Origin of the sequence: Dyella telluris, from assembly GCF_014297575.1 — a bacterium.
GTDB classification, from domain to species: domain Bacteria; phylum Pseudomonadota; class Gammaproteobacteria; order Xanthomonadales; family Rhodanobacteraceae; genus Dyella; species Dyella telluris.
The window spans coordinates 1115180-1140182 of record NZ_CP060412.1 but is presented as its reverse complement, the minus strand read 5'-3'; the positions used below and the strand labels follow the sequence as shown (position 1 = coordinate 1140182).

General features: G+C 65.6%; 22 protein-coding genes. 17 read left to right on the top strand and 5 right to left on the bottom strand.

What is annotated here, in order from left to right; genetic code table 11:
- The first annotated feature begins 10 nt into the window (after positions 1-10).
- The 4 genes from motD (at position 11) to H8F01_RS05310 (ending at position 5139) form a co-directional block, all read left to right on the top strand.
- Positions 11-1153 carry a flagellar motor protein MotD gene (gene motD / locus H8F01_RS05325; protein WP_187057991.1) on the top strand — a complete coding sequence of 381 codons (1143 nt, stop codon included), beginning with the start codon at positions 11-13 and terminating at the stop codon, positions 1151-1153.
- Between the two features lie 52 nt (positions 1154-1205).
- On the top strand, positions 1206-1667 hold the full coding sequence (locus H8F01_RS05320) for a chemotaxis protein CheW (RefSeq protein WP_187057990.1): 462 nt from the start codon (positions 1206-1208) through the stop codon (positions 1665-1667).
- 89 nt (positions 1668-1756) lie between these two features.
- The gene (locus tag H8F01_RS05315; protein ID WP_187057989.1) at positions 1757-3694 is read left to right on the top strand and encodes an AI-2E family transporter; all 1938 of its coding nucleotides are present in this window, start codon (positions 1757-1759) and stop codon (positions 3692-3694) included.
- A 500-nt stretch (positions 3695-4194) separates the two neighbouring features.
- Positions 4195-5139: a SphA family protein gene (locus tag H8F01_RS05310; protein ID WP_187057988.1), complete on the top strand. Its 945-nt coding sequence runs from the start codon at positions 4195-4197 to the stop codon at positions 5137-5139.
- A 76-nt stretch (positions 5140-5215) separates the two neighbouring features.
- On the opposite strand, the gene H8F01_RS05305 is transcribed toward H8F01_RS05310, so the two are convergent.
- The 3 genes from H8F01_RS05305 to fliK all read right to left on the bottom strand — a co-directional run bounded on the left by H8F01_RS05305 (position 5216) and on the right by fliK (position 8033).
- Positions 5216-6277: a hypothetical protein gene (locus H8F01_RS05305; protein WP_187057987.1), complete on the bottom strand. Its 1062-nt coding sequence runs from the start codon at positions 6275-6277 to the stop codon at positions 5216-5218.
- Between the two features lie 332 nt (positions 6278-6609).
- Positions 6610-6885, bottom strand: coding sequence for an EscU/YscU/HrcU family type III secretion system export apparatus switch protein (locus H8F01_RS05300; protein ID WP_187057986.1), 276 nt, complete (start codon positions 6883-6885; stop codon positions 6610-6612).
- Positions 6882-8033 carry a flagellar hook-length control protein FliK gene (gene fliK, locus H8F01_RS05295; protein WP_187057985.1) on the bottom strand — a complete coding sequence of 384 codons (1152 nt, stop codon included), beginning with the start codon at positions 8031-8033 and terminating at the stop codon, positions 6882-6884. The genes H8F01_RS05300 and fliK overlap by 4 nt, the downstream gene beginning before the upstream one ends.
- 194 nt (positions 8034-8227) lie before the next feature.
- Between fliK and H8F01_RS05290 the strand changes: the two genes are divergently transcribed.
- The 13 genes from H8F01_RS05290 to H8F01_RS05230 all read left to right on the top strand — a co-directional run bounded on the left by H8F01_RS05290 (position 8228) and on the right by H8F01_RS05230 (position 22626).
- Complete coding sequence (locus H8F01_RS05290) at positions 8228-8545, top strand: STAS domain-containing protein (protein WP_187057984.1); 318 nt, start codon at positions 8228-8230, stop codon at positions 8543-8545.
- Positions 8546-8559: 14 nt separating this feature from the next.
- Entirely contained in the window at positions 8560-8922 is a 363-nt protein-coding gene (locus tag H8F01_RS05285; RefSeq protein WP_019466590.1) for a response regulator, read from the top strand.
- A 148-nt stretch (positions 8923-9070) separates the two neighbouring features.
- Complete coding sequence (locus tag H8F01_RS05280; RefSeq protein WP_187057983.1) at positions 9071-11065, top strand: chemotaxis protein CheA; 1995 nt, start codon at positions 9071-9073, stop codon at positions 11063-11065.
- 270 nt (positions 11066-11335) lie between these two features.
- Positions 11336-12997: a methyl-accepting chemotaxis protein gene (locus H8F01_RS05275; protein WP_187057982.1), complete on the top strand. Its 1662-nt coding sequence runs from the start codon at positions 11336-11338 to the stop codon at positions 12995-12997.
- A 254-nt stretch (positions 12998-13251) separates the two neighbouring features.
- Positions 13252-14934 carry a methyl-accepting chemotaxis protein gene (locus H8F01_RS05270; RefSeq protein WP_187057981.1) on the top strand — a complete coding sequence of 561 codons (1683 nt, stop codon included), beginning with the start codon at positions 13252-13254 and terminating at the stop codon, positions 14932-14934.
- Between the two features lie 256 nt (positions 14935-15190).
- The gene (locus H8F01_RS05265) at positions 15191-15697 is read left to right on the top strand and encodes a chemotaxis protein CheW (RefSeq protein WP_187057980.1); all 507 of its coding nucleotides are present in this window, start codon (positions 15191-15193) and stop codon (positions 15695-15697) included.
- A gap of 26 nt (positions 15698-15723) precedes the next feature.
- Positions 15724-17436, top strand: coding sequence for a methyl-accepting chemotaxis protein (locus H8F01_RS05260; protein ID WP_187057979.1), 1713 nt, complete (start codon positions 15724-15726; stop codon positions 17434-17436).
- A gap of 2 nt (positions 17437-17438) precedes the next feature.
- Entirely contained in the window at positions 17439-18320 is an 882-nt protein-coding gene (locus H8F01_RS05255; protein ID WP_187057978.1) for a CheR family methyltransferase, read from the top strand.
- Entirely contained in the window at positions 18317-18976 is a 660-nt protein-coding gene (gene cheD / locus H8F01_RS05250) for a chemoreceptor glutamine deamidase CheD (protein WP_222615725.1), read from the top strand. Before H8F01_RS05255 ends, cheD begins: the two co-directional genes overlap by 4 nt.
- A gap of 103 nt (positions 18977-19079) precedes the next feature.
- On the top strand, positions 19080-20177 hold the full coding sequence (locus tag H8F01_RS05245) for a protein-glutamate methylesterase/protein-glutamine glutaminase (protein ID WP_187057977.1): 1098 nt from the start codon (positions 19080-19082) through the stop codon (positions 20175-20177).
- A gap of 15 nt (positions 20178-20192) precedes the next feature.
- Positions 20193-21380 (top strand): methyl-accepting chemotaxis protein, encoded by a 1188-nt coding sequence (locus H8F01_RS05240; RefSeq protein ID WP_187057976.1) that lies wholly within the window; start codon positions 20193-20195, stop codon positions 21378-21380.
- Positions 21381-21518: 138 nt separating this feature from the next.
- Positions 21519-21821, top strand: a complete 303-nt coding sequence (locus tag H8F01_RS05235) for an STAS domain-containing protein (RefSeq protein ID WP_187057975.1) — start codon at positions 21519-21521, stop codon at positions 21819-21821.
- A 427-nt stretch (positions 21822-22248) separates the two neighbouring features.
- Positions 22249-22626, top strand: a complete 378-nt coding sequence (locus H8F01_RS05230; RefSeq protein WP_187057974.1) for a cupin domain-containing protein — start codon at positions 22249-22251, stop codon at positions 22624-22626.
- Between the two features lie 33 nt (positions 22627-22659).
- Here H8F01_RS05230 and H8F01_RS05225 read toward each other — a convergent pair whose 3' ends face one another.
- Together H8F01_RS05225 and H8F01_RS05220 are read right to left on the bottom strand one after the other, a co-directional pair.
- Positions 22660-23724 carry a M48 family metallopeptidase gene (locus H8F01_RS05225; protein WP_187057973.1) on the bottom strand — a complete coding sequence of 355 codons (1065 nt, stop codon included), beginning with the start codon at positions 23722-23724 and terminating at the stop codon, positions 22660-22662.
- 4 nt (positions 23725-23728) lie between these two features.
- Entirely contained in the window at positions 23729-24904 is a 1176-nt protein-coding gene (locus H8F01_RS05220; protein ID WP_187057972.1) for a YjgN family protein, read from the bottom strand.
- Positions 24905-25003 lie beyond the last annotated feature (99 nt).

Here is a 25003-nt window from a genome sequence, read left to right as displayed (position 1 = left end):
AACGACGATCGTGGCCAGGAAGAAAAAACATCACGAAGACCACGTCAACCACGAGGCCTGGGCGATTCCCTATGCCGACCTGATGACGCTGCTGCTTGCCTTCTTCGTGGTGATGTATGCGGTGTCCGTGGTGAACGAAGGCAAGTACCGCGTGATGTCCAATTCCATCATCGAGGCGTTCAACGGCTCCAGCCGCGTGATTGCACCGATGCCACAGACGCGCGCGCAGCCGCGCAACGTCGACCCCGCCATCGCCTCGCCGCAGACCCGGCCGGGTGCGGCCTCCACGCCCGTGAGCGTGCCGATTCCGGCGTCCCCGCAGCTGGTGCGCGCGGTGGATTCGCGTTCGGCATCGATGTCGCAGGAGAAGCGCAATCTGGAGTCCATCCGGGACCAGGTGCAGCACGCGTTGCAGCCGCTGATCGACAAGCAGATGGTGATCGTGCGCAAGACCACCTCGTGGCTGGAGATCGAGCTGCGTACGGATATCCTGTTTGCCAGCGGCGCGGCCAAGCTGTCGCCCGAGGCGAACGAGGTGCTGGACAGCATGGCGTCCATCCTCCGGCCCTTCCCCAATGCGGTGCGCGTGGAGGGTTACACGGACGACCGACCCATCAATACCGCGCTGTATCCGTCGAACTGGGAACTCTCCGCCGCACGCGCGGCGAGCGTGGCCCGATTGTTTTCGGAGCAAGGTGTTGACCCGTCGCGACTGGGCATCATGGGCTGGGGCGAGTATCGGCCCAGCGCGGACAACACCACCCCGGACGGCCGCAACCACAACCGCCGCGTGCTGATCGTGGTGCTGAGCGGGGAAGACGCACCCAAGCGCCTCCTCAATGATCTGCAGAGCGGCCAACTGACCGCGGACGACAACGGCGCCCCGGCCCCGGCCTCCAGCGCAGCTCCCGTTGCCGTGGCCTCCGCGAACGCCGATGCCCCTGGTGCCACGCCCACCATCGAGGTGGTAGCGCCCAAACCGGTCGACGACGTACCGGTGAACAAGGTCATTCTGTCCAGGCCGGTGCGCACCGCGCAGCAGGATGGCGATGCCCGGCCGGATCTCGCGCCGCACGCGACGCTACCCGATGTCGCCACTGGTGCGATCACGGTGGGCGGTGCGCGGGTGACCTCGCCCGAGCATGGCCCATGACTTGCATAACTGTCTTACCAGCCGCCAAGGCATCAGCAGGGGAGTCAACGCCATGACCCACGCAAACAACAACCAAGATTGGCTCTCCTTCCGCATTGGCGGTCAGCTTTACGCCGCGCCGCTGACGCAGGTGAGCGAGGTGCTGCGTGATGGCGAGCTGACGCCGGTGCCGGGTTCCGCCGGCGACCTGCTTGGCATTCGCCACCTGCGTGGACGCATCGTGCCGGTTCTGGACGGACGGCGTCGCCTGGGCCTGTCGGAAGAAGGGCGCGCCGACCCGTTCCAGGTGCGCCTGGTGATGCTCTCGCACGGTCCGCACCTGGTGGGCATCCGCGTGGATGCCGTGGGCGAGCTGTTGTCGGCCCGTTCGTCGGATATCGCACCGCCCCCGCCGGGCGGCGCGGCGCGCGACGATGAACCCGTGCACGGCGTGCTGCCGTCGCAGGGCGGCTTCGTGGCACTTCTTGACGTACGTCGTCTGTGCCGTCTGCCGCTGGAGCACGAAGCGGCCTGATCCATCCGTCATCGGGCGAGGCTATTCTTGCGGCACCGTGGGGCAACCGGGTTGCCCCGGTCATGCCGCGATGAAAAGGAGACTCGCCCATGTCGTCGCAAGCCCCCGCTTCGCCCGTCGCATCCGCCAGCCAGCGCGCCGTCGTCATCATTGCGGCGGCCTGCGTGCTGGCGTTGCTGTACTTCGGGCGCGAAGTGCTGGTGCCGATCATCCTGGCGATTTTCCTCAGCCTGCTGGTGGCGCCATGGACGCGCCTGTTCCGGCGTGTCGGTTTGGGTCACACCTCGTCAGTTCTCGTCGCGGTCGGCGTGCTGGCGGTGGTGGTCGCCGGCATGGCCACCATGGTCGGCACGCAGGTGGTCCACGTGGCGCGCAGCCTGCCGCAGTACGAAGTGACCATCCGCACCAAGGTGAAGTCCCTGCGCGAGGAAACGCTCGGCCGGCTGGATTTCCTGCAGGGCGAGCTGGGCAAGGTGATCGACGGCAACGGGCAGGGGGCGGCGCCGGCGACGGCCAGTTCGGCCCAGTTGCCCTTTGTGGCGCCGCCCTACCTGACCAACGCGCCGGGCGAAGCCCATCCTGCATCTGCGTCGACCAAGGCGACGTCCGCGCCGCTCACCCTGGTGACCCGCGTGCTGTCCACCGCCTGGGTACCGCTGGAAACGGCGGGCATCGTGCTGGTGGTACTGATCTTCGTGTTGCTGGAACACGAATCCCTGCGTGACCGCTTCATCCGGCTGGCAGGTGGTACCGACCTGCGCGCCACCACGGCGGCGATCAACGATGCGGGCGAGCGCCTGTCGCGCTTCTTCGTTTCCACGTTCTCGGTGAACTTCAGTGTGGGCGTGGCGATCTGGCTGGGCCTGACGGTGATCGGCGTGCCCAGTGCGCCGTTGTGGGGCGTGCTGACCGCGGCGCTGCGTTTCGTGCCTTATGTGGGCGTGTGGCTGGTGGCGGCGCTGGTCAGTGTGTTTGCGGCGGCCGTGGCGCCCGGCTGGTCGCTGCTGGCCATGACCATCGTGCTCTACCTGTTCGTCGAGGTGGTGGTTTCGCAGTTGATCGAACCGTTCCTGTACGGGCATACCACCGGCCTCTCGCCGCTGGCCGTGGTGGTGGCGGCGATTTTCTGGAGCTGGCTGTGGGGGCCGGTGGGGTTGTTGATGTCCACGCCGCTGACCCTGTGCCTGGTGGTTGCCGGCCGTCACGTGAAAGCACTGGACCTGCTCAATGTGTTGCTTGGCGATGCACCGGCGCTCACCCTGCCGCAACGGGTGTATCAGCGCGCACTGTCGGGCGATGCCAACGAAATCATCAGCGAGGCGCGGGACTTCCTGAAGCGCAAGAGTTTCGCGGCCTATTGCGATGCCGTGCTGCTGCCAGCGCTGCAACTGGCGCGGGCCGACCTTTCCGCCGGCGCGATCAACACGGTGCAACAGACGGCCGTGCGGCGTGCCATTGTCACCGTGGTCGAGACCCTCGACAGCCACGAAAGCAAATGGAGTCGCTGGCGGCGGCGCCCGTCCGTGCTTGACGACGCGAACATCGGCCGCAGCCTGCGGCAGCATCGCGAGGATGCCTTTGGTCGCTGGCAAGGCCCGCTCACGGTGGCACCGGGATCGGTGGTGCTTTGCGTGGGACTGGGCTCCATGGCGGATGACCTCTCCACCGAGCTGCTCACGCGCATCCTGCGCGACCTTCATATCGACGCGCGTCACCTTTTCATCGACGACTTCACGGCGTTCGACGCCGAACCGCACCCGGATGCGACAAAGGACGCGGTCTCGATGGTCTACGTCGTCAGCACGCACCCCGAGGCAGAGCGCGATGCCTACGACAACGTGGTGAGCGTGGTGCGTAACCGCCTGCCCAAGGCATGCATCGTGGGGGTGCTGTTTCCGGAGCCGCTGGTGACCGCCGAGGCTACGCTGCCTGCAAATGCCGAGGTCAACGAAGTGGTCAGCTCGCTGGAGCAGGCCGCGCAGCAGGCCATTGTCCGCATTCCTGAAGGCGGTGCGGCGACGGCGTAATGGCCTTGCCGCAAGGACGGAACTAGCCACAGCCGACTCATAGGCGGTCGCACGACAGGCCTGCGCCTGTCGGCGTGGGCGTCCATTGCATCGCTACCAGAGGCGGCTGCGATGGCCTCTGCAGGCTGGCGGGCAACACCGTCCGGTGCAACGCGAGGTCGCTGGATCCGGCGAGGAGATCGTCCGGGAGATCCGTCCTGGACGGCACCGGCAGCGATCTGCCGGGCGCGAAAAAATCAGCCGTAAGGCAGCTGTCTGGCGGTGGCTGGCAGGGTTTGCGGCTCGGACGGGTGCTGCATTTCCTTCGCGTGGCCGAGGGGCCCCTTGGGTCGTGGATCGCCTTGGTAGTCCGTACTTTTACCTAACTGGCATACGTGGATTTTCGCTTGTCCGGTGCCCGTGATCCGTAGACGCTGAAGGCCGAAATAAGAAGTTTCTTACATAAGAGGCCGCACGTCCCGTGCGTCCCGGTGCGCCCCCACTTATCGCCCAGAGCTTCTATGAAACGACTTGTGCCTGCGCTTCTTTTGCTTGCCGTTACCGCGGCTGCACCGGCCCTTGCGACCGAGGGCGGTGTCGGCAGATCGATTACCGGCCTGCAGGCGGCATCCTATTCGGGCCTGGTGCCACCGACTCCGGGATGGAACTGGCAGCTGGCCTACGCCTATTACAACGGCGACATCGGCGGCTCCAGGGAAGTCCCGCTGACGGGTGGCGGGTCCTCACTGGGTATCAAAGCGGAGTTTCAGTTGTTCGAAGCCGTAGGCATGTACATCTGGAACACCAAGCCATCGTCATGGAACTTCGCCTCGATGGTCGAACTGCCGTTTGCCTACGTGGGTGCAACGGCCGATGTCGATTTCGGGCGCCTGCATGCGAGCACGCATGACAGCGCCACAGGCCTGTACGACATGACCTTCGTACCGGTGATCGCCAGCCATCACTTCAGCCAGACACAACACCTTTCGCTGGCCCTGTACATCGAAGCGCCGACTGGCGATTACACCAAGGGAAATCTGGCCAACACGAGCTTGAATACCTGGGTGTTCACGCCGACGGTGGGTTATACGCAGCTGTTCTCGCAGGGTTCGCTGGAATGGAGCACCACGGCAGGTGTGGATTTCTATACCAAGGATGACGCCACCAACTACCAGAACGGTTCGGTTTTCCACGTCGATTCGCTGCTGGTGAAGCGTTTCCCCTCGGGTTGGGGTATTGGCGGCGTGGGCGGCTGGATCTACCAGATCGACAAGGACACGGGCCCGCTGGCCGATCGGCTCAATGGCTTCAAGGGTCGGGCCGTGTCATTGGGCCCGATGGTGAACTACCTGAAGAAGTGGCAGGGTGGCCAGGTTGAATTTTCGCTGCGCTGGCTGCACGAGTTCGACGTGAAGAACCGCACGCAGGGTAATCCTGCCATGTTGTCAGCGTCGATCTCGCTCTGACCGACGATGCCCCGCGGAGAGTGCGGACCCGCGCGCACGCCGCGTGCAGCGACGTGCGCGTCCGCTCATGCGTTCCTCAGAGAAGGAACTTGGGAACGGCGGGCAGGATCACGAAGCGATAGTTCCATCGCGCACCCGGGATGGACGACTGCTGGATCACCGAGTACTGCACCTCGAAGCCGTACTTGATGGGTATGCCCGCCAGCTTGGTGGTGTAGTTGACGCCCAGACCCACCGGAAAATTGACCTTGTTGCCGCCGCCTTGGGCATTCCAGTTGATGGAAATGTTCGGCGTCATGCCGATATGCCATTTGCCGGCCTCGTCCAGCTTGCGCTGGATGAAGTACTGGATGTTGGTCATGTTCACGTTCGGCCGGTTCTTCTTGCTGGAGGCGAACGACCACCATTGCTGCGGGAAGATGCCGCCGATCCACTTCGAGCCCATGTAGGCAAGCACGGCCGAGGGGCCGGCGGAATATTTGCCCGTGCCCAGGACCGCCTGACTGGCGGTGGGAAGCATGACGGTGCCACCCACGCCCCACACAAGGACGCCACCGTTGCTCAGTTTCGTACCTGCCGAGGGCGAGACCAGGCCCACGTAAGTGATATCGCCAAGACCCGTCGTGCGGCTGTACGGGTCGTTGATGATGGATGCCGTTCTCGGGTCCTGGGCGATCTGCAGCGGCGTATCGCCGAAAAGACCGCCGATGTGCTTGTTGACCGGGTCGCTGACGATGGGGAACGAGATGCGGTTGATCAGGTTCCAGTCGTCATTGAGCGCCACCGGAAAGGTCGGAATGAACTGCGTGCGGTTCATGTCCTTGTAGTTGTCGACCACGCCACCTTTGACACGCGTGTAGTCGTTCTGGAGCGGGAACATGACCAGGTTGCCCACGGGGTTGTTCATCAACTGCGCGATCTGCGCGTCGCTGGGCTTGCAGCCTGCCTTCATCTGGGCTTTCAGGTCGGCGTTGAGGTTCGCCTGCATGCTTGCGCAATCAGCCGACGGGGCGCTGTCCGTGGACGGCGTGGCGGCCAGGGTGTCCGCTGTGCCGGTGTCGGCGTGCGCCACGCCGAAGAGGGAGGCAAGCACGAGCACGGTACGCGCGCCGCGACGGATGGCTGGAATCTTGGACAAGTACATAAGCTCTTCTCCGCAGTTGAGGCACGTACAGGCGCACGACCGCCGCCGCAAGACGATCGTCGGGCCGAAACGTCGTGGTGTTGGCGGTCGGATCACCCTTGGGGTGGCCGGATGACGCCAGGCTTGGATGGCCCGCTTTCGAACGTAAAGCGGGACCGCCATCTCGACCTCGAAAGTCTGCGTGGCAGGGAGGTCGTCGGCCTAGAGCAGCAGGGCTATCTGTTGACTGCGGATATTCGCTTTGCTCTGTCAGATAGCGCTGAGGGCGAGCCTGCTGCAGACAAAGACCGCCATTGCTGCGCGATGCAGCAACCAGCTATCCGCTATCAGGAGCCTGCTTCGGACGCGTCGTAGATGCTGGCCATCACGGCCGCCGCTGCCGCGTACAAGGTGGCGGGTACTTCCCGGCGCAGGCGCAAGGATGCCAGTAGCGCGGCCATCTGGGGATCGTGGTGCAGCGGGATGCCCAGTGCGCGGGCGCGCGCCAGCAGGGTTTCCAGCGATTCCGGAGGAAGGCTGACCGACGGTGTCGGCGCATCGTTTGCGCCACCGGAAAGTCGCAACGTCACGCGCCGGCGCGGGGAGGGCAGTGCGTTGGTCATGCCATGGTCCTCAGCAGGATGGCACTATGCGGATTGCTTGAATGCGGCAGGCCTTGCTGGCACGACAGCTGATCCAGGATCAGTCCGCTGGACAGCAGCGCGTGACGTAGCGCGCCGAACTGTTGTTCAAGGCGATGCACCGTATCGGCTCGCTCTGCCCACAGTCGCACGGCCAGGCGCAGGTCGCGCAGTTGCAGTTCGCCCTGGATGGGCCCCAGCGATGGCAGGTCGATGGCGAAGCCGAACGTCCACGACGATCCGGCATCGGTATCAGCGTGGTTCTGCAGCTGGATCTGCAGGATGTCGCGGCCATCCTCGCCCTGCAGGGGGATCTCCACCATCCATGCCGAGGCCGTCGTGGCCTCTAGCTGGGCGACTTCCACGCGCGCCAGCGCCGCATGCACTTCACCGTGCAGGCGGCTGAGCAGGGCATCGACATCGTCTTCCAGCAGGGACACCGGCAGGGCAGCGCGAGGCTGTGCCTGCAGGCCACGTTGCTGCAGCGGCGGTGGCGTTTCCGTGGCGGTTGAAGATGGCCCGCGCCGGGTGGGCGTGGGCAGGTAGTCGTCGAGCAGACTGGCCAGGCGCAACAGCGCTCCCTTCCAGTCTTCCTGGCTCAGGCCAGCCATATCCAGGTGAGGCTGGGCCAGTTGCGATTCGAGGAACAGGCCGCTGCGCTTGATCGCTTCGCTCAGGCCTTCACCACGGGTGATCTCGGCGGGCGTGCGTACGCCGTGTTCCAGCAAGGCCAGCGCCGGGCGGATGTACGCGGGCAACTGGCGCAGCGCGGGGCGCTGGGCCAGCGCGTCCAGCGTGGCCAGCAGGGGCGCGTAGCCATTCTGTTGCGGCAGCCGCTCGCGCATCGCCAGCTGACTGGCGGGCTCGGGCATCTGCGGCGCCACCAGTTCCAGCATGGGCTGCGCGCCCAGGCTGAGCACGCGCAACTGGAACTGTGCCGGCAGCTGCTGGCCGCTGGGTGCCTCCGTTTCCACGGTGAGGGCGCCGATCTGCAGCACCATCATCCCGTCGGGATTGATCCCCAGCGGGCGCGCGGACAGCACGGTACCGATGCGCCAGCTCTCGGCGGCACTGCCAGACGCGGCGCCGGCCCAGGCAAGGGCTGCGAGGCTGGTGGGTTGAATGATCAATCGAGGCTCCTTGCGGACCCAGCGATGTGCGCGCGCCCGTCCGTGCCCTGATCATCGGCGGCTGTCGCAAAAACTTTAGTGCCCCCGGCATCCGCCCGCTTGCGCCTTTTGAGGGCTGGAATCGCTAAAGCAGGCAGGGATATGGCCGATAAGCCACCCGTAGACGCCCTCAGGGTGGGCGAAGGACCAACGCGATGGGCAGCAAGACGACCAAGCAAGGCAACGGTGGGGCGCGCGTGATCGCGCTGCCGGCCGACTTCCGGCTCGGCAGCGTGGCCGACGTCAAGGCCGAACTGATTGAAGCATTCGACGCGCCCGCCGCCCAGCTGGACGGCGCCGGCGTGGAGCGGGTGGACACCGCGGCCCTGCAGCTGCTGGTGGCGTTCCGTCGCGAGGCGACGGCGCGTGGCCAGTCGCCGGCGTGGCTGGGGGTTAGCGAAGTCATGCGTGACGCGGCCGGCGTGCTCGGCCTCGCACAGGCTCTGGAATTGCCGGCACCGATGCCGGCCTGAAACTGAGGTGGAAGATGGCAAAGATTCTTGCGGTTGACGATTCGGCTTCGATGCGCGGCATGGTGGCCTTCACCCTGCGCAACGCCGGCCACGATGTGAGCGAGGCGGAGAACGGCCAGCTGGCGCTGGACGCGGCCAAGGGCGGCAGCTTCGACCTGGTGCTGGCGGACGTGAACATGCCGGTGATGGACGGCATCAGCATGGTGCGCGAACTGCGCACGCTGCCGGCCTACAAGGGCGTGCCGATCCTGATGCTGACCACCGAGTCGCACACGGACAAGAAGATGGAAGGCAAGGCCGCCGGCGCAACCGGCTGGCTGGTGAAGCCGTTCGATCCCGAGCAGCTGTTGGCCACCGTCAAGCGCGTGCTCGGCTGATCCGGCTCGTCATTCCAGCGGAAGCTGGAATCCAGCGTCTTTCGTCGCGTGCAAAGGCGCTGGATCCCTGCTCGTGCCCCTTTCCGGGGTTAGCAGGGATGACGGAAAGGTAGGTCACAGCGAAGCAATCCAAGAGTAGAGATCCCCCATGAGCAAGGCCGGTCTGGCGCAGTTCCAACAGGTATTCATCGAGGAGAGTCTGGAAGGACTCGACACGATGGAGTCGTCGCTGCTTGCGCTGGACGAAGGCGGCGACGGGGAGCTGGTGCACACCATCTTCCGCGCCGCGCACTCCATCAAGGGCGGTGCGGCTACCTTCGGGTTTCCGGAGATGTCTTCGTTCACCCACGAGGCGGAGTCGCTGCTGGACGAAGTCCGTGGCGGCAAGCGAGCCATCGACGGCGCCATCATCGAACTGCTGCTGCGCACGGTGGATTGCCTGCGCGGCATGTTCGCGCGTGCACAGGCCGGTGAGCCGCTCAACGATGCCGTGGCCGAAGGGCTGCGCAACGAGCTCGCCGCCGCCATGGGGCGCGGCGCGCCCGCGGCGGCGGTGCAGGCGCGGCGCAACGTGGACCAGGCCGATGCCTGGACCATCCGCTTTCGTCCGCACGCCGGCATGCTTGCCGGCGGCAACGAGCCGCTGCGCCTGATCCGCGAACTGGCCGGCCTCGGCGAGCTGCAGGTCACGCCATCGCTGGATCAGCTGCCGGCCTTCGCCGCGCTGGAACCCACCGAATGCCATGTCGGCTGGACCATCGAGCTGAAAGGCCCGGTCAAGCGTGCCGACATCGCCGCTGTGTTCGACTGGGTGGAAGGCGAGTGCGATCTGGAGATCGAGGCCAGGCACGTCGTGGCGGAAGCCGCGCCCACGCCGGCCGCCGCGCCGGTGGCCACCACGACACCGGCCGCACCCGTGGCCGATGCCGGTGCGGCACGCGCGCAGCGTGAAGCCAGCGCCGAATCAAGTTCGGTGCGCGTGTCGATCGACAAGATCGACGGACTGATCAACCTGGTGGGCGAGCTGGTGATTACCCAGTCCATGCTCGACACCTTCCGCGAAGGCGATATCGACGCTTCGCGGCTGGCCGTGCTCGAACAGGGCCTGGCCCAGCTGGCGCGCCACACGCGCGAGCTGCAGGAAAGCGTCATGGGCATCCGCATGTTGCCCATCGCTTCGGTATTCAACCGCTTCCCGCGCATGGTGCGCGACATCAGCCAGAAGCTGGGCAAGCAGGTCAAGCTGGAGCTGGTCGGCGAACAGACCGAGCTGGACAAGACGGTGCTGGAAAAAATCGGCGACCCGATGGTGCACCTGGTGCGCAACGCCATCGACCACGGCCTGGAAACGCCGGACAAGCGCCGCGCCGCGGGCAAGGGCGATACCGGCACGCTCACCTTGCATGCCTCGCATCGCGGCGGCAACGTGGTGGTTGAAGTATCCGATGATGGTGCGGGCCTCAACCGCGATGCCATCGTCAACAAGGCTATCCAGCGCGGCATCATCAGCAGTGCCGAAGGCATGAGCGACGATGCCGTGGCGGAACTGATCTTCCAGCCGGGCTTCTCCACCGCCGCGGTCACGACGGACCTGTCCGGTCGCGGCGTGGGCATGGACGTGGTCCGCCGCAACGTTGCCGATCTCGGCGGCACCGTCACCATCCGCAGCACGCAGGGCAAGGGGAGTGTGTTCACCATCACCCTGCCGCTGACGCTGGCGATCATCGATGGCCTGACCGCTGCGGTGGGTGAGGAACGCTACATCGTGCCGCTGGTGTCCATCGTCGAATCAGTGCAGCTGAAGGCCGATGCGGTGCGCAGCGTGGCCGGTGGCGGCGAGCTGTTCCGCTTCCGTGGGGAATACCTGCCGGTGATCCGCCTGCACGACGCGTTTGCCTGCGACAACGCCATCCATGCCATCGACGAAGGCTTGATGGTGGTGGTGGAAGGCGACGGTGCGCGCGTGGGCCTGTTCGTGGACGGCCTGATCGGCCAGCAGCAGGCCGTGGTGAAATCGCTCGAAGCCAATTACCGCCGCGTGCAGGGCGTTTCCGGCGCGACCATCCTGGCGGATGGTTCCGTGGCGCTGATCGTCGACATCGCCGGCCTGGTTCGCATGCAGGGTCGTCGCAAGGCGGCCTGATTCAGCGGGCGGCGACGCAGGAGCGACGCCGCCCGTCGGAAGAATGGTTCGTTGGCGCGCGTCATGCGCAGCGCCGGCTGACCCGTGACACCGCCGGAGACATCCCGTGATACCGGTGCCGGCGTATCCATCCACCACCCATTCATCAGTCGCGACAGGAAGCCGCGGCGCGTCGGCCTGCGGCCGGCGTCAGGGTAATCCAAGGCGAACCAGATCCATTCCATAGCGGGCCCCTGCCGGTGGCCCAAGTCATCTTTCAGGTGTCCCCCCATGACGTCTCCGCTCCAATACATCGATCGAATGAGCCTGGCCGCCAAGGTGTGGCTGGTGATCGCCTTTGTCGTGGCGGGGCTGGCAACGCTCACCTTCGTGTCCGCGCTCGATAGCCGGCGGCTGCAGATGGATGCGCGCGTCAGTGCGCTGAACGACGAAGTGAACACGGCCATCTCGCTGCTGGACAGCTACCGCGCGCGCGTCGACGCTGGCCAGCTCAGCGATGGGGAAGCCAGGAAACAGGCGCTGGCGGCGGTATCCGCGCTGCGCTGGAACAAGGGCGCGGGCTATGTCTACGCATTCGATTCCAACTTCGTGATGCGCATGCATCCGATCATGCCCAAGCGCGTGGGCCTCAGTGTCCGCGACGAGGCGGATAGCCAGGGCACCTTCATGTATCGCCACATGATGGAAGCCGACCAGCGCGACGGCGCCGGCGTTACCGAATACATGTGGCCCATGCCGGGCGGCAAGCAGGACGAACACAAGATCACCTACACCACCTGGTACAAGCCCTGGGACCTGCATGTGGCCTCGGGCGCGTACTTCGTGGACATCAATGCGCAGTTCCACCATGCATTGATGGTGAGCCTGCTCGAAGCGGGCTTGGTCGGTCTGCTGGTGATCGGTGTGGTGTGGCGCTCCATGCGCAGCATCCGCCTGAGCATTGGCGGCGAGCCGGCGTTTGCACTGGCCATGGCGGCACGCATTGCCGATGGCGACCTCGTGGCGCACGGCGATACCAGCTTTTCGCCCGACAGCATGCTCGAAGCACTCGAGCGCATGCGCACCAAGCTGGTGGGCATCGTGCGCGAGTTGCAGCAGGGCTCCCAGATCGTGTCGACCGCCGCGGAGCAGATCTCGCGCGGCAACGACGACCTCTCGCATCGCACGCAGGAACAGGCCTCGAGCCTGGAAGAAACTGCAGCGTCGATGGAAGAGATGACCTCCATCGTGCGCCAGAGCGCCGACAACGCCGGCCACGCCGACCAGCTGGCCCGCAGCGCCCGCGAGCAGGCCGAGCGCGGCGGTGAGGTGGCCACCCGCACCAGTCACGCCATGCGCGAGATTGAAGGCGCCAGCCGCCAGATCACCGACATCGTGCAGCTGATCGACGAGATTGCCTTCCAGACCAACCTGCTGGCGCTCAACGCCGCCGTGGAAGCGGCGCGTGCCGGCGAGCAGGGCCGCGGTTTTGCGGTGGTGGCCGGCGAGGTGCGCAGCCTGGCCCAGCGCAGCGCCACGGCAGCGAAGGAAATCAAGGCGCTGATCGGCGACACCGTCGGCAAGGTGCAGGCCGGTTCGGCGCTGGTGGACGAATCGGGCCAGGTGCTTGCCGGCATCGTGGACAGCGTCAAGCGCGTCACCGACATCGTGGCCGAGATTGCAGCCGCGGCGCAGGAGCAATCCTCGGGCATCGACCAGGTGAACCGCGCCGTGATGCAGATGGACGAAGTCACCCAGCAGAACGCCGCACTCGTAGAAGAGGCGGCAGCGGCGGCCCGCGCCATGCAGGAACAGGCGGACCAGCTGGAGCGCCAGATCCGCTACTTCCGCGTGCAGGCTGGGACGGTGCCCGCCAAGCCACGCGTCGCCCCGCAGCCCGTCGTGTCGCCGCTGCCCAAGGTGGCGGCGGCGGGTGGATGGAACGAGTTCTGACGCGCATCGCGCCCTGACGGCAGGAGCGCACTTGTGCGCGATCGACCAGAGAAGGGCCGTGGCGTTTCCCGTTGCCCGACCCTGAAGCGAGGAAAAGGCAGCGCTCGCGCACCAGCGCGTTGCTGCACCCGTTGTAGATGAAGAAGTCACGACAGGAAGCCGTGGCCGCTGGCAGGGGTGCCAGTGACGTGCAGTGCAGGGAATGAATCCGGGCAATCGCAGCACCGCCCTCTTTCGTTCTGAAGGTTTACCCAATGAAGTCTCCCTTGAAGTTCATCGATCGCCTGAGCCTTGCGGCCAAGGTGTGGCTGGTCATCGCGTTCGTCATCGCGGGGCTGGTCACGCTGACCGTGGTATCCGCGTTCGACAGTCGCCGCCTGCAGATGGAGGCCCGCGTGCATGCGTTGAGCGACCACGTCGCTACGGCCATGGCCGTGGCGCAGAGTTTTCACGATCGCGCGAAGGCCGGTGAATTCACCGATGAGGATGCAAAGCGCCGTGCCTTTGCCGTGATCCGCGCGATGCGCTGGGGCAACGGCGGCTCCGGTTATGTGTTCGTGTTCGACTCCAACTTCATCATGCACGTGCACGCTTTCCTTCCGGAAAAGGAAGGAAAGAACGTCGCCGACGACAAGGACCCGAACGGCAAGCCGCTCTGGCAGATGATCCGCCAGGTCGACCGTGAAAAGGGCGCGGGCGTCACCGAGTATGTGTGGCCGATGCCGCCGGACAAGAAGATCGAGTCCAAGATCACCTACAGCGCGTGGTTCAAGCCGTGGGACATGCACATGGGCACGGGCGCCTATTTCGTGGACATCAACACGCAGTTCCAGCATGCCTTGCTGGTCAGCCTGCTGGAGGCCGCCCTGGTGGGCCTGCTGGTGATCGGCGTGGTGTGGCAATCCATGCGCAGCATCCGCCAGAGCATCGGCGGCGAGCCGGCGTTCGCGCTGGCCATGGCGGCACGCATTGCCGATGGCGACCTGGCGACCGGCGATGACGGCAAGACCTTTGCTGCCGGCAGCATGCTCGATGCACTGCAGCGCATGCGCGCCAAGCTGGTGGAGATCGTGGGCGAGGTGCAGCAGGGTTCCCAGGTGGTGTCGACCGCGGCGGAACAGATCTCGCGCGGCAATGATGATCTGTCGCACCGCACGCAGGAACAGGCGTCGAGCCTGGAAGAAACCGCCGCATCGATGGAAGAGATGACCTCCATCGTGCGTCAGAGCGCCGACAACGCCGGCCACGCCGACCAATTGGCCCGCAGCGCCCGCGAGCAGGCCGAGCGCGGCGGCGAGGTGGCCACCCGCACCAGTCACGCCATGCGCGAGATCGAAGGCGCCAGCCGCCAGATCACCGACATCGTGCAGCTGATCGACGAGATTGCCTTCCAGACCAACCTGCTGGCGCTCAACGCCGCCGTGGAAGCGGCGCGTGCCGGCGAGCAGGGCCGCGGTTTTGCGGTGGTGGCCGGCGAGGTGCGCAGCCTGGCCCAGCGCAGCGCCACGGCAGCGAAGGAGATCAAGGCGCTGATTGGCGACACGGTGGACAAGGTGCAGGCCGGTTCGGCGCTGGTGGACGAATCGGGCCAGGTGCTTGCCGGCATCGTGGACAGCGTCAAGCGCGTCACCGACATCGTGGCCGAAATGGCAGCCGCGGCGCAGGAGCAGTCCTCGGGCATCGATCAGGTGAACCGCGCCGTGATGCAGATGGACGAAGTCACCCAGCAGAACGCCGCACTCGTAGAAGAGGCGGCAGCGGCGGCCCGCGCCATGCAGGAACAGGCGGACCAGCTGCAGCTGCAGGTGGGCTTCTTCCGGCTGGCAGGAAAGGCAAGCGCGAAACCGGCACAGCGGCCCGCGCCGGCGGCGGCTTCCCGGGCGCCGGTGGCAGCCCGCCCGGTGGCCGTTGCTGCCGGGGGATGGAGCGAGTTCTGACGGGCCGGCCCGTTATCTGTAGGAGCGCACTCGTGCGCGACCGGGACCCTTCGCACGGCGGGGATCGTTTGTTCATGCGATACCCCGGACGGTGTGCCTTGCGCTGACACGGGCAGGGCGGTCGCGCGCAAGCGCGCTCCTGCAAGGTTTTATCAGGCACCTGCCGAAAACGTGCTTTCCACTCAAGTTTCCCTGCTTACCGCCGATTCAGATCCCGATAGGGGGCCTCGCATGCGGCCCCGACCACGAGGCGAACATGTCCGATAACACCCGGAGCGAGGCGCTCCAGTCGCAGTACCTCACCGTCAACCTCGCCCACGAGGAATACGGCATCGACATCCTGGCGGTCCGCGAAATTCGTGGCTGGACCCCGGTGACGCGCATTCCGCAGGCACCGCATTACGTGCTGGGCGTGCTCAACCTGCGCGGCGCGATCGTGCCCGTGATCGATATGCGCCTGCGCTTCGGCCTGGAGCGCGAGGCCTATGGCGTGACCACGGTGACCGTGATCATCACGGTGGCCGGCCGCAATTTCGGCGTGGTGGTCGATGCCGTCTCGGACGTGCTCGACGTGACACCGGATGCCATCCGCCCGGTGCCGGACATGGGCACCACCGTGGATACCGAATACCTCAAGGGGCTGACCTCCACCGGCGAGCGCATGGTGCTGCTGCTGGACGTGGACAAGCTGTTGCAGCCCCAGGATGCACAGATGCTTGAGGCGGCGCTGCCAGCCGCCTCCGATGTCAAAGCCGTGGCCTGAACGATAAAGCAGGAAGTGGAATCATCATGAAGAAGTTTGCACTGAAAGCCCCGGAACTCTCGGTCCGAAACCGCATGCGTGCGGTCCTTGGCCTGCTTGGCCTGATGCTGATCGCCGGAGCGGTGATCGGCATTGGTGGCATGCAGGAGCAGAACACCGGCATGGGCAAGATCTACGAGGAAGAGATCGTGCCGACCCAGCTGGTCTCGCAGGTCACCGGCCGCCAGCTGATGTCCTTCATCCTTCTGGGCGAATCCGCCACGCTGGTGGGCAAGCCGGACCAGGTGAAGTCCAAGCTGGCCGAATACGCCAAGCTGCAGGCCGAGATGGAAGATCTCAAGAAGCAGCTCGCCTCCATTCCGATGAGCCCGGCCGTCAAGAAGCATTACGACGACTGGCATTCGACCGACGCCGACTACTCCGATGCCAAGGCCTCGATGGTTGACGCGCTGAACCAGGGCGACACCGGCGCCAGCGAACTGCTGGAAATGCAGGTGCGCCCGCTGCTGATGCAGCGCCAGGCCTCCCTGAGCAAGATGGTCGACGCGCAGCGCGCCGATGCCAAGCAGATCTATGACGCGCAGGTGGCCCGTTACCACGTGGTCCGCACGATCAGCATCGTCGCGCTGTTGGTCGGCCTGGCGATTGCCTCGGTCATGGCCATGCTGCTGATGCGCTCCATCCTGAGCACGCTGGGCGTGGCGGTGAAGGTGGCCCATGCCATCGCGGGCGGCAAGCTCGGCCACGCGATCGACAATCAGCGCAAGGACGAGCTGGGCGAACTGCTGGATGCCCTGCGCACCATGGACCAGCGCCTCAGCAACATCGTCGGCGAAGTGCGCCACGGTGCAGGCTCGGTGAGCTCGGCCGCGCAGCAGATTGCCCGCGGCAACGATGACCTGAGCCAGCGCACGCAGGAGCAGGCATCGAGCCTGGAAGAAACCGCCTCGTCGATGGAGGAAATGACCTCTACCGTGAAGCAGAACGCCGAGAACGCCAGCCACGCCAACCAGCTTGCCAGCGCCACGCGCCGCCAGGCCGAGCACGGTGGCGAAGTGGCCTCGCAGGCCAGTGCGGCGATGCGCGAGATCAACGACTCCAGCCGCAAGATTTCCGAAATTGTCAGCCTGATCGACGAAATCGCCTTCCAGACCAACCTGCTGGCGCTCAACGCCGCCGTGGAAGCGGCACGTGCTGGCGAACAGGGCCGCGGCTTCGCCGTGGTGGCCACCGAAGTGCGCAACCTCGCGCAGCGCAGTGCCGGTGCCGCCAAGGAGATCAAGGGCCTCATCAACGACAGCGCGGAGAAGGTGCGCGTGGGTTCGTCGCTGGTGGACCAGTCGGGCAAGGCACTGGCCGAAATCGTGGACAGCGTGAAGAAGGTCACCGACATCGTGGCCGAGATTGCCGCCGCATCGCAGGAACAGTCCGCCGGCATCGACCAGGTGAACCACGCGGTGCTGCAGATGGACGAAATGACCCAGCAGAACGCCGCGCTGGTGGAAGAGGCCGCTGCCGCCGCCCGTGCGATGCAGGAGCAGGCCGGCGAACTGGCCCGCCAGGTCAGTTTCTTCCAGGTCGGCGAAGCCTCTGCCGAAGTGGCGACCGAGAAGGCCCGATCGCAGTCGGTGATGGCCGAAGCCGAAGCCGTGTTCGCCGCCGTGCGCAGCTCCAACGCGCCGGCACAGCGCGCACCCAAGGCTGAAGCCGCCGACGCTGGCTCCTGGAAGGAGTTCTGAGCATGAGCATGGCTGCCACGATGGACAATCAAGCTGGCGTGGCGGCCATGGGCGGCCCGTCACTGGGTAATGCGGAGTTCGAGTTCCTGCGCACGTTCGTGTACGAGCAGTGCGGCATCTCGCTGGGCGAGCACAAGCGCCAGCTGGTGCAAGGGCGCCTGCTGCGCCGCCTGCGTGCGCTGAAGCTGCGCGATTTCCAGGCCTACTGCGAGCTGCTGCGGCGTGATCCGCAGCAGGAGCTGGGCGAGCTGGCCAGCGCCATCAGCACCAACGTCACCGCTTTTTTCCGCGAATCGCATCATTTCGACCTGCTGAGGGACGAACTGCTGCCGCGCTGGATCAGCGAAAAGAAGAACGGCGGCCGCCTGCGCATCTGGTCCGCCGGCTGCGCCACCGGCGAAGAGCCGTACACGCTCGCCATGGTGCTGGCCGAGGCGCTGGAAAAGCACAACGCCAACGGCCTGGACGCCAAGATTCTTGCTACCGATCTGTCGCCGCAGGCGCTGGAGACGGCGCGCAAGGGCGTCTACGCGCTTGATCGTCTCGAAGGCGTGAGTGAGGAACGCCGGCGGCGCTGGTTCCTGCGCGGTGAAGGCGAGTACGCCGACTACGCCTGCGTGAACCCGCGCCTGCGCGAGCTGATCAGCATCCTGCCGCTGAACCTGTTGCACGACTGGCCCATGCAGGGTCCGTTCGATGCCATTTTCTGCCGCAACGTCGTCATCTATTTCGACAAACCCACCAAGCAGCGGCTGTTCCAGCGCTACGCCGGACTGCTGCCCGACGGCGGCTACCTGTTCCTTGGCCATTCGGAGTCCATGTACGGACTCAACGACAGTTTTGACCTGATCGGAAGGACGGTCTACCGGAAACGCAGTGCATGAACGTCGCCGTTGCCAACGTCCCCGTCGGGACAGGGTATGACCCCTCGCGGGTGATTCCCGGTTTTGAACATCTGCGCAGGTTCTGGGACCCCGCGCATGCCTGCATGACCGTGAAGGTCCTGCCGGGTGAGTACTACGTGAGCTCGCAGCCGGAGATGGTGTCCACGGTGCTCGGTTCCTGCGTGTCCGCGTGCATCTTCGACCGCGTGCGCGGCATCGGTGGCATGAACCACTTCATGTTGCCCGAGCCCATCGGCGGCGAGCGCGGTGGCTGGGTCGATACCGTGGGTCGCGCCGCGCGCTACGGCAACGATGCGATGGAACAGCTGATCAATGCCATCCTCAAGGCAGGCGGGCAGCGCGCGAACCTGGTGGTGAAAGTGTTCGGTGGCGGCCGCGTGCTGGCCACCATGACCGACATCGGTCAGCGCAACATTGCCTTCGTGCGGCGCTACCTGGATGCCGAGCGTCTGGACGTGGCCGCCGAAGACCTTGGCGACGTGCATCCGCGTCACGTGCAGTTTTTCCCCACCACCGGCAAGGCGCGCGTGCGCCAGCTAAGAGGTCGCACCGACACGGTGCTGGTGGATGGCGAGCGCCAGTATCTCAAGCGTTTGGCAAACGATCCGATAAAGGGAGAGGTGGAACTGTTCTGACGCCGCGGGCGTTGCGACGGTTTCCTCAGGCTATCTGGCGCCGACACGGGCCGGCGGACGTGGCAGGCGCCACGCCGTACGACGAAGGCGAGAAGAATACGCGATGGAAAGAGTACGTGTCCTGGTGGTCGATGACTCCGCACTGGTGCGGAAGCTGCTGTCGACCATGCTCTCGTGCGATCCGGGTATCGAGGTGGTGGGTACCGCCGCCGATCCGCTGATTGCGCGCGAAAAGATCAAGCAGCTCAATCCGGACGTGCTCACGCTCGACGTGGAAATGCCGCGCATGGACGGCATCACCTTCCTCGAGAACCTGATGCGCCTGCGGCCGACACCGGTAGTAATGGTGTCGTCGCTGACCCAGGAAGGCGCCGAAGTTACCCTGCGCGCGCTGGAACTGGGCGCGGTGGATTTCTTCACCAAGCCAAGCGCGGACCTGGCCAGCACCTTTGCCGAAGGTGCGCAGGAGATCTGTGCGAAGGTGAAGCTGGCCGCACTGGCCAAGCCGCGCCAGCGCACCGCCGTGCGCAAGCTCGACGTGCCGCCGCGCCTTACCGCCGATGCCGTGCTTCCGCGCGCGCAGACGGCAGGTACCCGTGGCGGCATGCCCATCATTGCCATCGGTGCATCCACGGGTGGCACCGAGGCAATCCGCGTGGTGCTGGAGGCGATGCCACCCGATGCGCCGCCGATTGTCATTACGCAGCATATTCCCGCGGCTTTCAGCGGTCCGTTCGCGGCACGCATGGATACCTGCTCGGCCATGCGCGTGTGCGAAGCACGCGACGGCCAGCCTATCCAGCAAGGCCATGCGTACATTGCCCCGGGTGGCGAACACCTGCTGGTGATGTGGGATGGCGCCAAGTACGTGTGCCGCCTGCACAACGGGCCGCCGGTGAACCGCCACAAGCCCAGCGTGGACGTGTTGTTCCGGTCCATGGCGGCCAGCGTGGGCAAGTCTGCCATCGCTGCGCTGCTCACCGGCATGGGCGATGACGGCGCACGCGGCCTGCTCGAATTGCAGCAGGGCGGTGCGCGCACGCTGGTGCAGGACGAAGAATCTTCCGTGGTGTGGGGCATGCCCGGTGCCGCGTGGAAGCTCGGCGCCGCCACCGAAAAGCTCCCGCTCGACCATATTGCCGCGCGCCTGCTCGCGCTGGCGCACCAACCTGTTTCCCGCGCCGCTGTGCCGGCCACCTGATCTGCGGATATCTCTATGGACGCCCTTCTTTCCTTCATGCACAAGCGCCCGGTGATCGGCCTGGCCGCCAGCGCCGTTGCGCTGGTGCTGACCATGGCCTGGCCATCGGCCTGGCTGGGTCCGGTCCTGGTTGTATTGCTGACCGCTGCGTGGATCGTCGAAACGCGCCGGGCTGTGCCGGTCGCCGCGCCGCCGGTCATCCAGGCATCGCTGGAACATCACGAGCCGGTGCGCGAAGCACTGGAAGAAGTACGCAGCTCGCTGGTGGACGAACTGGGTCACGCCACGCGTGAACTGCATCAGGCCATGGACCTGCTGCGCGACGCGGTGACCGAGCTCGGCGGCGGCTTTGACGGCCTGTCGCGCAAGACCGGCCAGCAGCAGTCGCTGCTGCGCCAGATCATCGACGTGCAGGGCGAGGGCGTGTCCGTGCAGGACTTCGCCGCCCGTACCGGCGACCTGCTGGAGCACTTCGTCGACATGGTGGTGCAGATGTCGCGCGAAAGCCTGCGCATCGTCTACCGCATCGACGGCATGGCCAAGGAAATGGACGCGGTGTTCGGCCTCCTGAAGAACGTCAACACCATCGCCGAAGAAACCAACCTGCTGGCGCTGAACGCGGCCATCGAGGCAGCGCGTGCGGGTGAGTCGGGTCGTGGCTTTGCGGTGGTGGCCGGTGAGATCCGCAACCTGGCCAGCCACTCCAACCAGTTCAACGAACAGATCGGCAGCCACGTGGAGCGCGCACGCGCCGCCATGGGCGAACTGCGCGGCCTGGTCGGTACGATGGCCTCGCAGGATCTGAACGTGGCGCTGTCCGCCAAGGGCGGCATCGACGCCATGATGGCGCACGTTACCGAGAGCGACGCCCGTACCAGCAAGGTGGCCGACCAGGTGGTCGAGATCAACCGCGGCCTGGGCACCGACGTAGCCACCACCGTGCGCTCGCTGCAGTTCGAGGACATCCTCAGCCAGCTGATCAACCAGACGCGCCAGCGACTGGTGGAACTGCAGGACATCACCACCGAATGCACCCGCGACATCCAGGAGCTGGCGTGCAACCCGATCGATGCCGACCTGCTGGCGCAGCGCGCCGAGCGTGTACGCAGCCGTCTGGCCATCCAGCGCGAGAAGGCGCGCCTCCGCTCGCGCGGCCCGGCGCTGCAGAACTCGATGGACGCCGGCGAGATTGAGTTGTTCTAAGGTCAGGAAGGTGCATCCGCACCGTCCTGACTCACCAAGTCCGGTACGTGCCCGGACTTGGTTCCGCCAGATCAAACACGGTGTGTCTGATCTGCGAGCGATCCCTCGATGGATCGCATTGACCTAGGAAATTCCGTCATGAGCCTGACCGTCCATCACGATCCCGACCTCGATTGCGTCACCCTGCAGCTGGGTGAGCGCTTCGACTTCAGCGTCCACCGCGCCTTCCACGATGCCTGCCTCGACGGCCGTGCCGCACGCAGCTACGTCATCGATCTGGGCGAAGTGTCCAGCATGGACAGCTCCGCGCTGGGCATGCTGCTCCTGCTGCGCGAACACGCCGGCGCCGACCGCTCGGAAATCCGCATCGTCAACGCCGATACGAGCCTGCGCGGCACGCTGCGCGTGGCGGGCTTCGACAAGCTGTTCGTGCTGCACTGATTCGCTGGCCCTGCGCTCATGCGCGCAGGGCCATGTTCGATCAGGCAGGCTTTGCTTAAGCCTGCCTTGCGTGTAAGCCGCGTCTGCCGCGGCCTGTAGCGACTCTCGGCCTTCCGGGCAATTGACGCCATCCGGGCGCCGGCGTAGGTTCCGGCGCATATCCGGGCACGGGTTCCCGGGTGTTTGCTGTTTCACGTTCGTCCACGCACACGTCGTTGCACCGCCCCCACGACCTGCACACGCACATCGGCCGATGTGTGGCGCAGTCGCTCGTCGATACGCCACATGGGCAACAGCATGGAGCCATGCGGGGGCATGGGCGGATGCCATCCGCAGGGAAACGGACTTCCGGACCGTGGGCTTCCGGGATGCATGGCGTGCACTCCGGAGGCATCAACGACGCCGTTGAACCGAGGGAGGACGTGTCATGACCGTTTCTGTTTCGTGCAGTGCAAAGGCTGCCTTGCTGGCGCTCGCCTGTGTTGTCGCAGGCCCCTTGCTGGCGCAGGACATGGCGAAGGTGGCGCCGAACAACACGAAGGTACTGGTGGACAACGACCAGGTGAAGGTGACGGAAGTCTGGTTGAAGCCCGGCGAAACCTTGCCGATGCATTCGCATCCGGCCAACGTGGTCTACTTCGTGACGGGTGGCAAGACGAAAACGACCACGGCTGACGGCAAAGTCACCGAAACGGAGCACAAGGCGGGCGATGCGATGTACAGCGCCCCGGTCACCCACAGCAACCAGAACGTGGGCAGTACGGCGACCAAGGCGGTGGTGGTCGAGCTCAAGGGCGCCAAGTAAGCGCGCGAGTGTGGATGCAAAAGGGACGGCGACTCAGCGAGCCGCCGTCGTCTTTCCTGTCGCATGCGCGCGAAACGCCTGCGATGCCTTGTTGGCTTGGGCGATGCGTTCGACCGTCATCGGATGGCTGGACACGTACCGCAAGTCCTTCTCCACCTCGTTCAGTCCAGGGTGCGCCTTCTGGAGCGCCTGCATGGCATGCACGAAGGCCACCGGATCGATGCCATCGCGTGCCAGGGCATCGAAGGCGAAGCGGTCCGCGTCCGATTCGAAGCCACGCGTGTAATGCGCGTTGATGAGAAAGGTGGGGACGCCGGCGGTGATGCCGCCCAGCGAGGTGACATCGCCCATGAGCATGCCCGCCACGATGAAGACGCCGGAGCCGCGCAGCACCTGCCGCATCATGTGGTGGTGGGCCTGATGGCCAAGCTCGTGCGCGATGACGGCGATGAACGCCTCGTCATCCGGCAGTGCCTTCGCCAGTTCGTCGGTGAATACCACGGTGCCGCCCGGCATGGCGAACGCATTGGCGCCGATGGCCGGCGCCTTGTAGAAGTGCAGGCGCACCTCCGGCAGGTCGTGCATGTTCTGCACGAAACGCTGGAACACGGCCTGGTAGTGCGCCTGCTGCCGAGTCGTCAGCGTGGTGGGCAACAGCAGGTGGCCTTCCAGCGCGGCCAGCGAACGCGTGCCCATGGCGTTCTCCAGCGAGGAAGGTATATGCGAGGCGATGCGGTCGGCCGCCCATGGCACGCCGAACTCAAACAGGCCGGCCAGCGCCACCACGATCACGGCGATGCCCGCCAGGGCGGCCGGCCACCGCCGCTCCAGCCAGTCGACCAGGCGTTCCAGCCGGTGGTGGCGGGGAAACCAGTCGTCGGGCAACTGGTCGTGCTCGATCTGCAGATGCGCGCCGTCGACCAGGCGCAGGGTGTAGGGCAGGCCGATGACGCCGGCGCTGGGCTCGATGGCCTGTAGTGGCGCCTGCCATTCGAGCAGGCGGTCGGCGGTGCGCCAGCGCAGCATCGCCTCTTCGCGCCACACCGATACCGGCGTGGCGCGAGTGGATCGTCCGTCGAAATAGGTCGCCGGAACCATCACGTCACAGGCCGATGTCGATGCCCAGCAGGCTGTCCAACTCGGTGGCGGTGGCGCCGATGTCCCCATGGGAGAACGCATCACGCACGAAGTCGCTCAGGTCGCCGCCGCCGATCACTTCCAGATGCGCCGCGCGATAACGCGCCATGCGGATGCGCGCCCACGGCATGGCCAGCCCGATGGTGCACAGCACGGCCAGCCCATTGGTGAGGTAGATGCCCAGCATCGGCCAGTACGCCAGCGTCGAACGGAAGCGATAAGTGCCCAGTTGCGACTGGTTGTAGAGCATGTTGGTCATGCGCGTGTGCACGAACGTCCAGACGCCGAGGTAGAGCGGCACCATGCACGCGTAGACGGCGAGCACGAAGCTGATCGGCGGCAGCTTGGTGTGCGCGTTGATCTGGCCCTTGAGCAGGGGACTCAATGCGCCGAACAGGCCCGTAGTGGGCATGAACCAGGCCAGCGCCACGAGCGCTGCCAGGCCATAGATGGAGTAATAGCTGCCCATGTCGCCATTGAACTTGAACGACTTGCCGCCGAAGTGATGGTTCTCCACCATCCACTGCTGCTGGTTGCCCTTGATCCACGGATACAGGGCGATCATGCCGATCACGCACAGCAGTGCGCCGAAGATGGGGTGCCCCGTCAACGAGGATGCCCCCATGGCCACCAGCGGAATGCCCATCAGGAAATAGACGCCCAGATACCACTTGTAAGCGCCCGCGTAGTCGTCGGTGAAGTAGAAGCGCAGGCCGCGCCACGAGGAGTAGCGCGCGCGGAACATCAGGCTCTTGACGATCATCCACGGCATGAAGGCCGCGATGAGCAGCGCGGCGGCGAACTGTGCCGGCTTGAAGAACTGCCCGCCCAGCGCATAGATGCCGAAGATGAGCGCGGTCAGCAGGCGCCCCTTGAGGATGGGCAGCGGACGGGCCAGGTAGTCGAACGGTGAGCCGCCAAGACAGGTGTTGGCGTACATGTAGCGGCGCGTGCGCACGGTGGCCCACGCCGAGTAGATGCCCAGCGTCACCAGGCTCAGCGCGACGTTGACGATCCAGATGCGGAAATAGTCCTCGGCATTGCCGTGGAATTGCAGGGTACGGCTGTTTACAACGGGTCGCTCGGCGGCAGCACCGATTTCGGGCAGGTATACGCCCGAGGCCATCGTCTCGTCATGCATAACCTTGGATTCCCCTTGAACGCTTCCCCCCGGAAGCGCAGGCAGCATAGCCGAGAATCCCGACAGGCGAGGGACAGGGGATTTCAGAAGCCTGTAGGG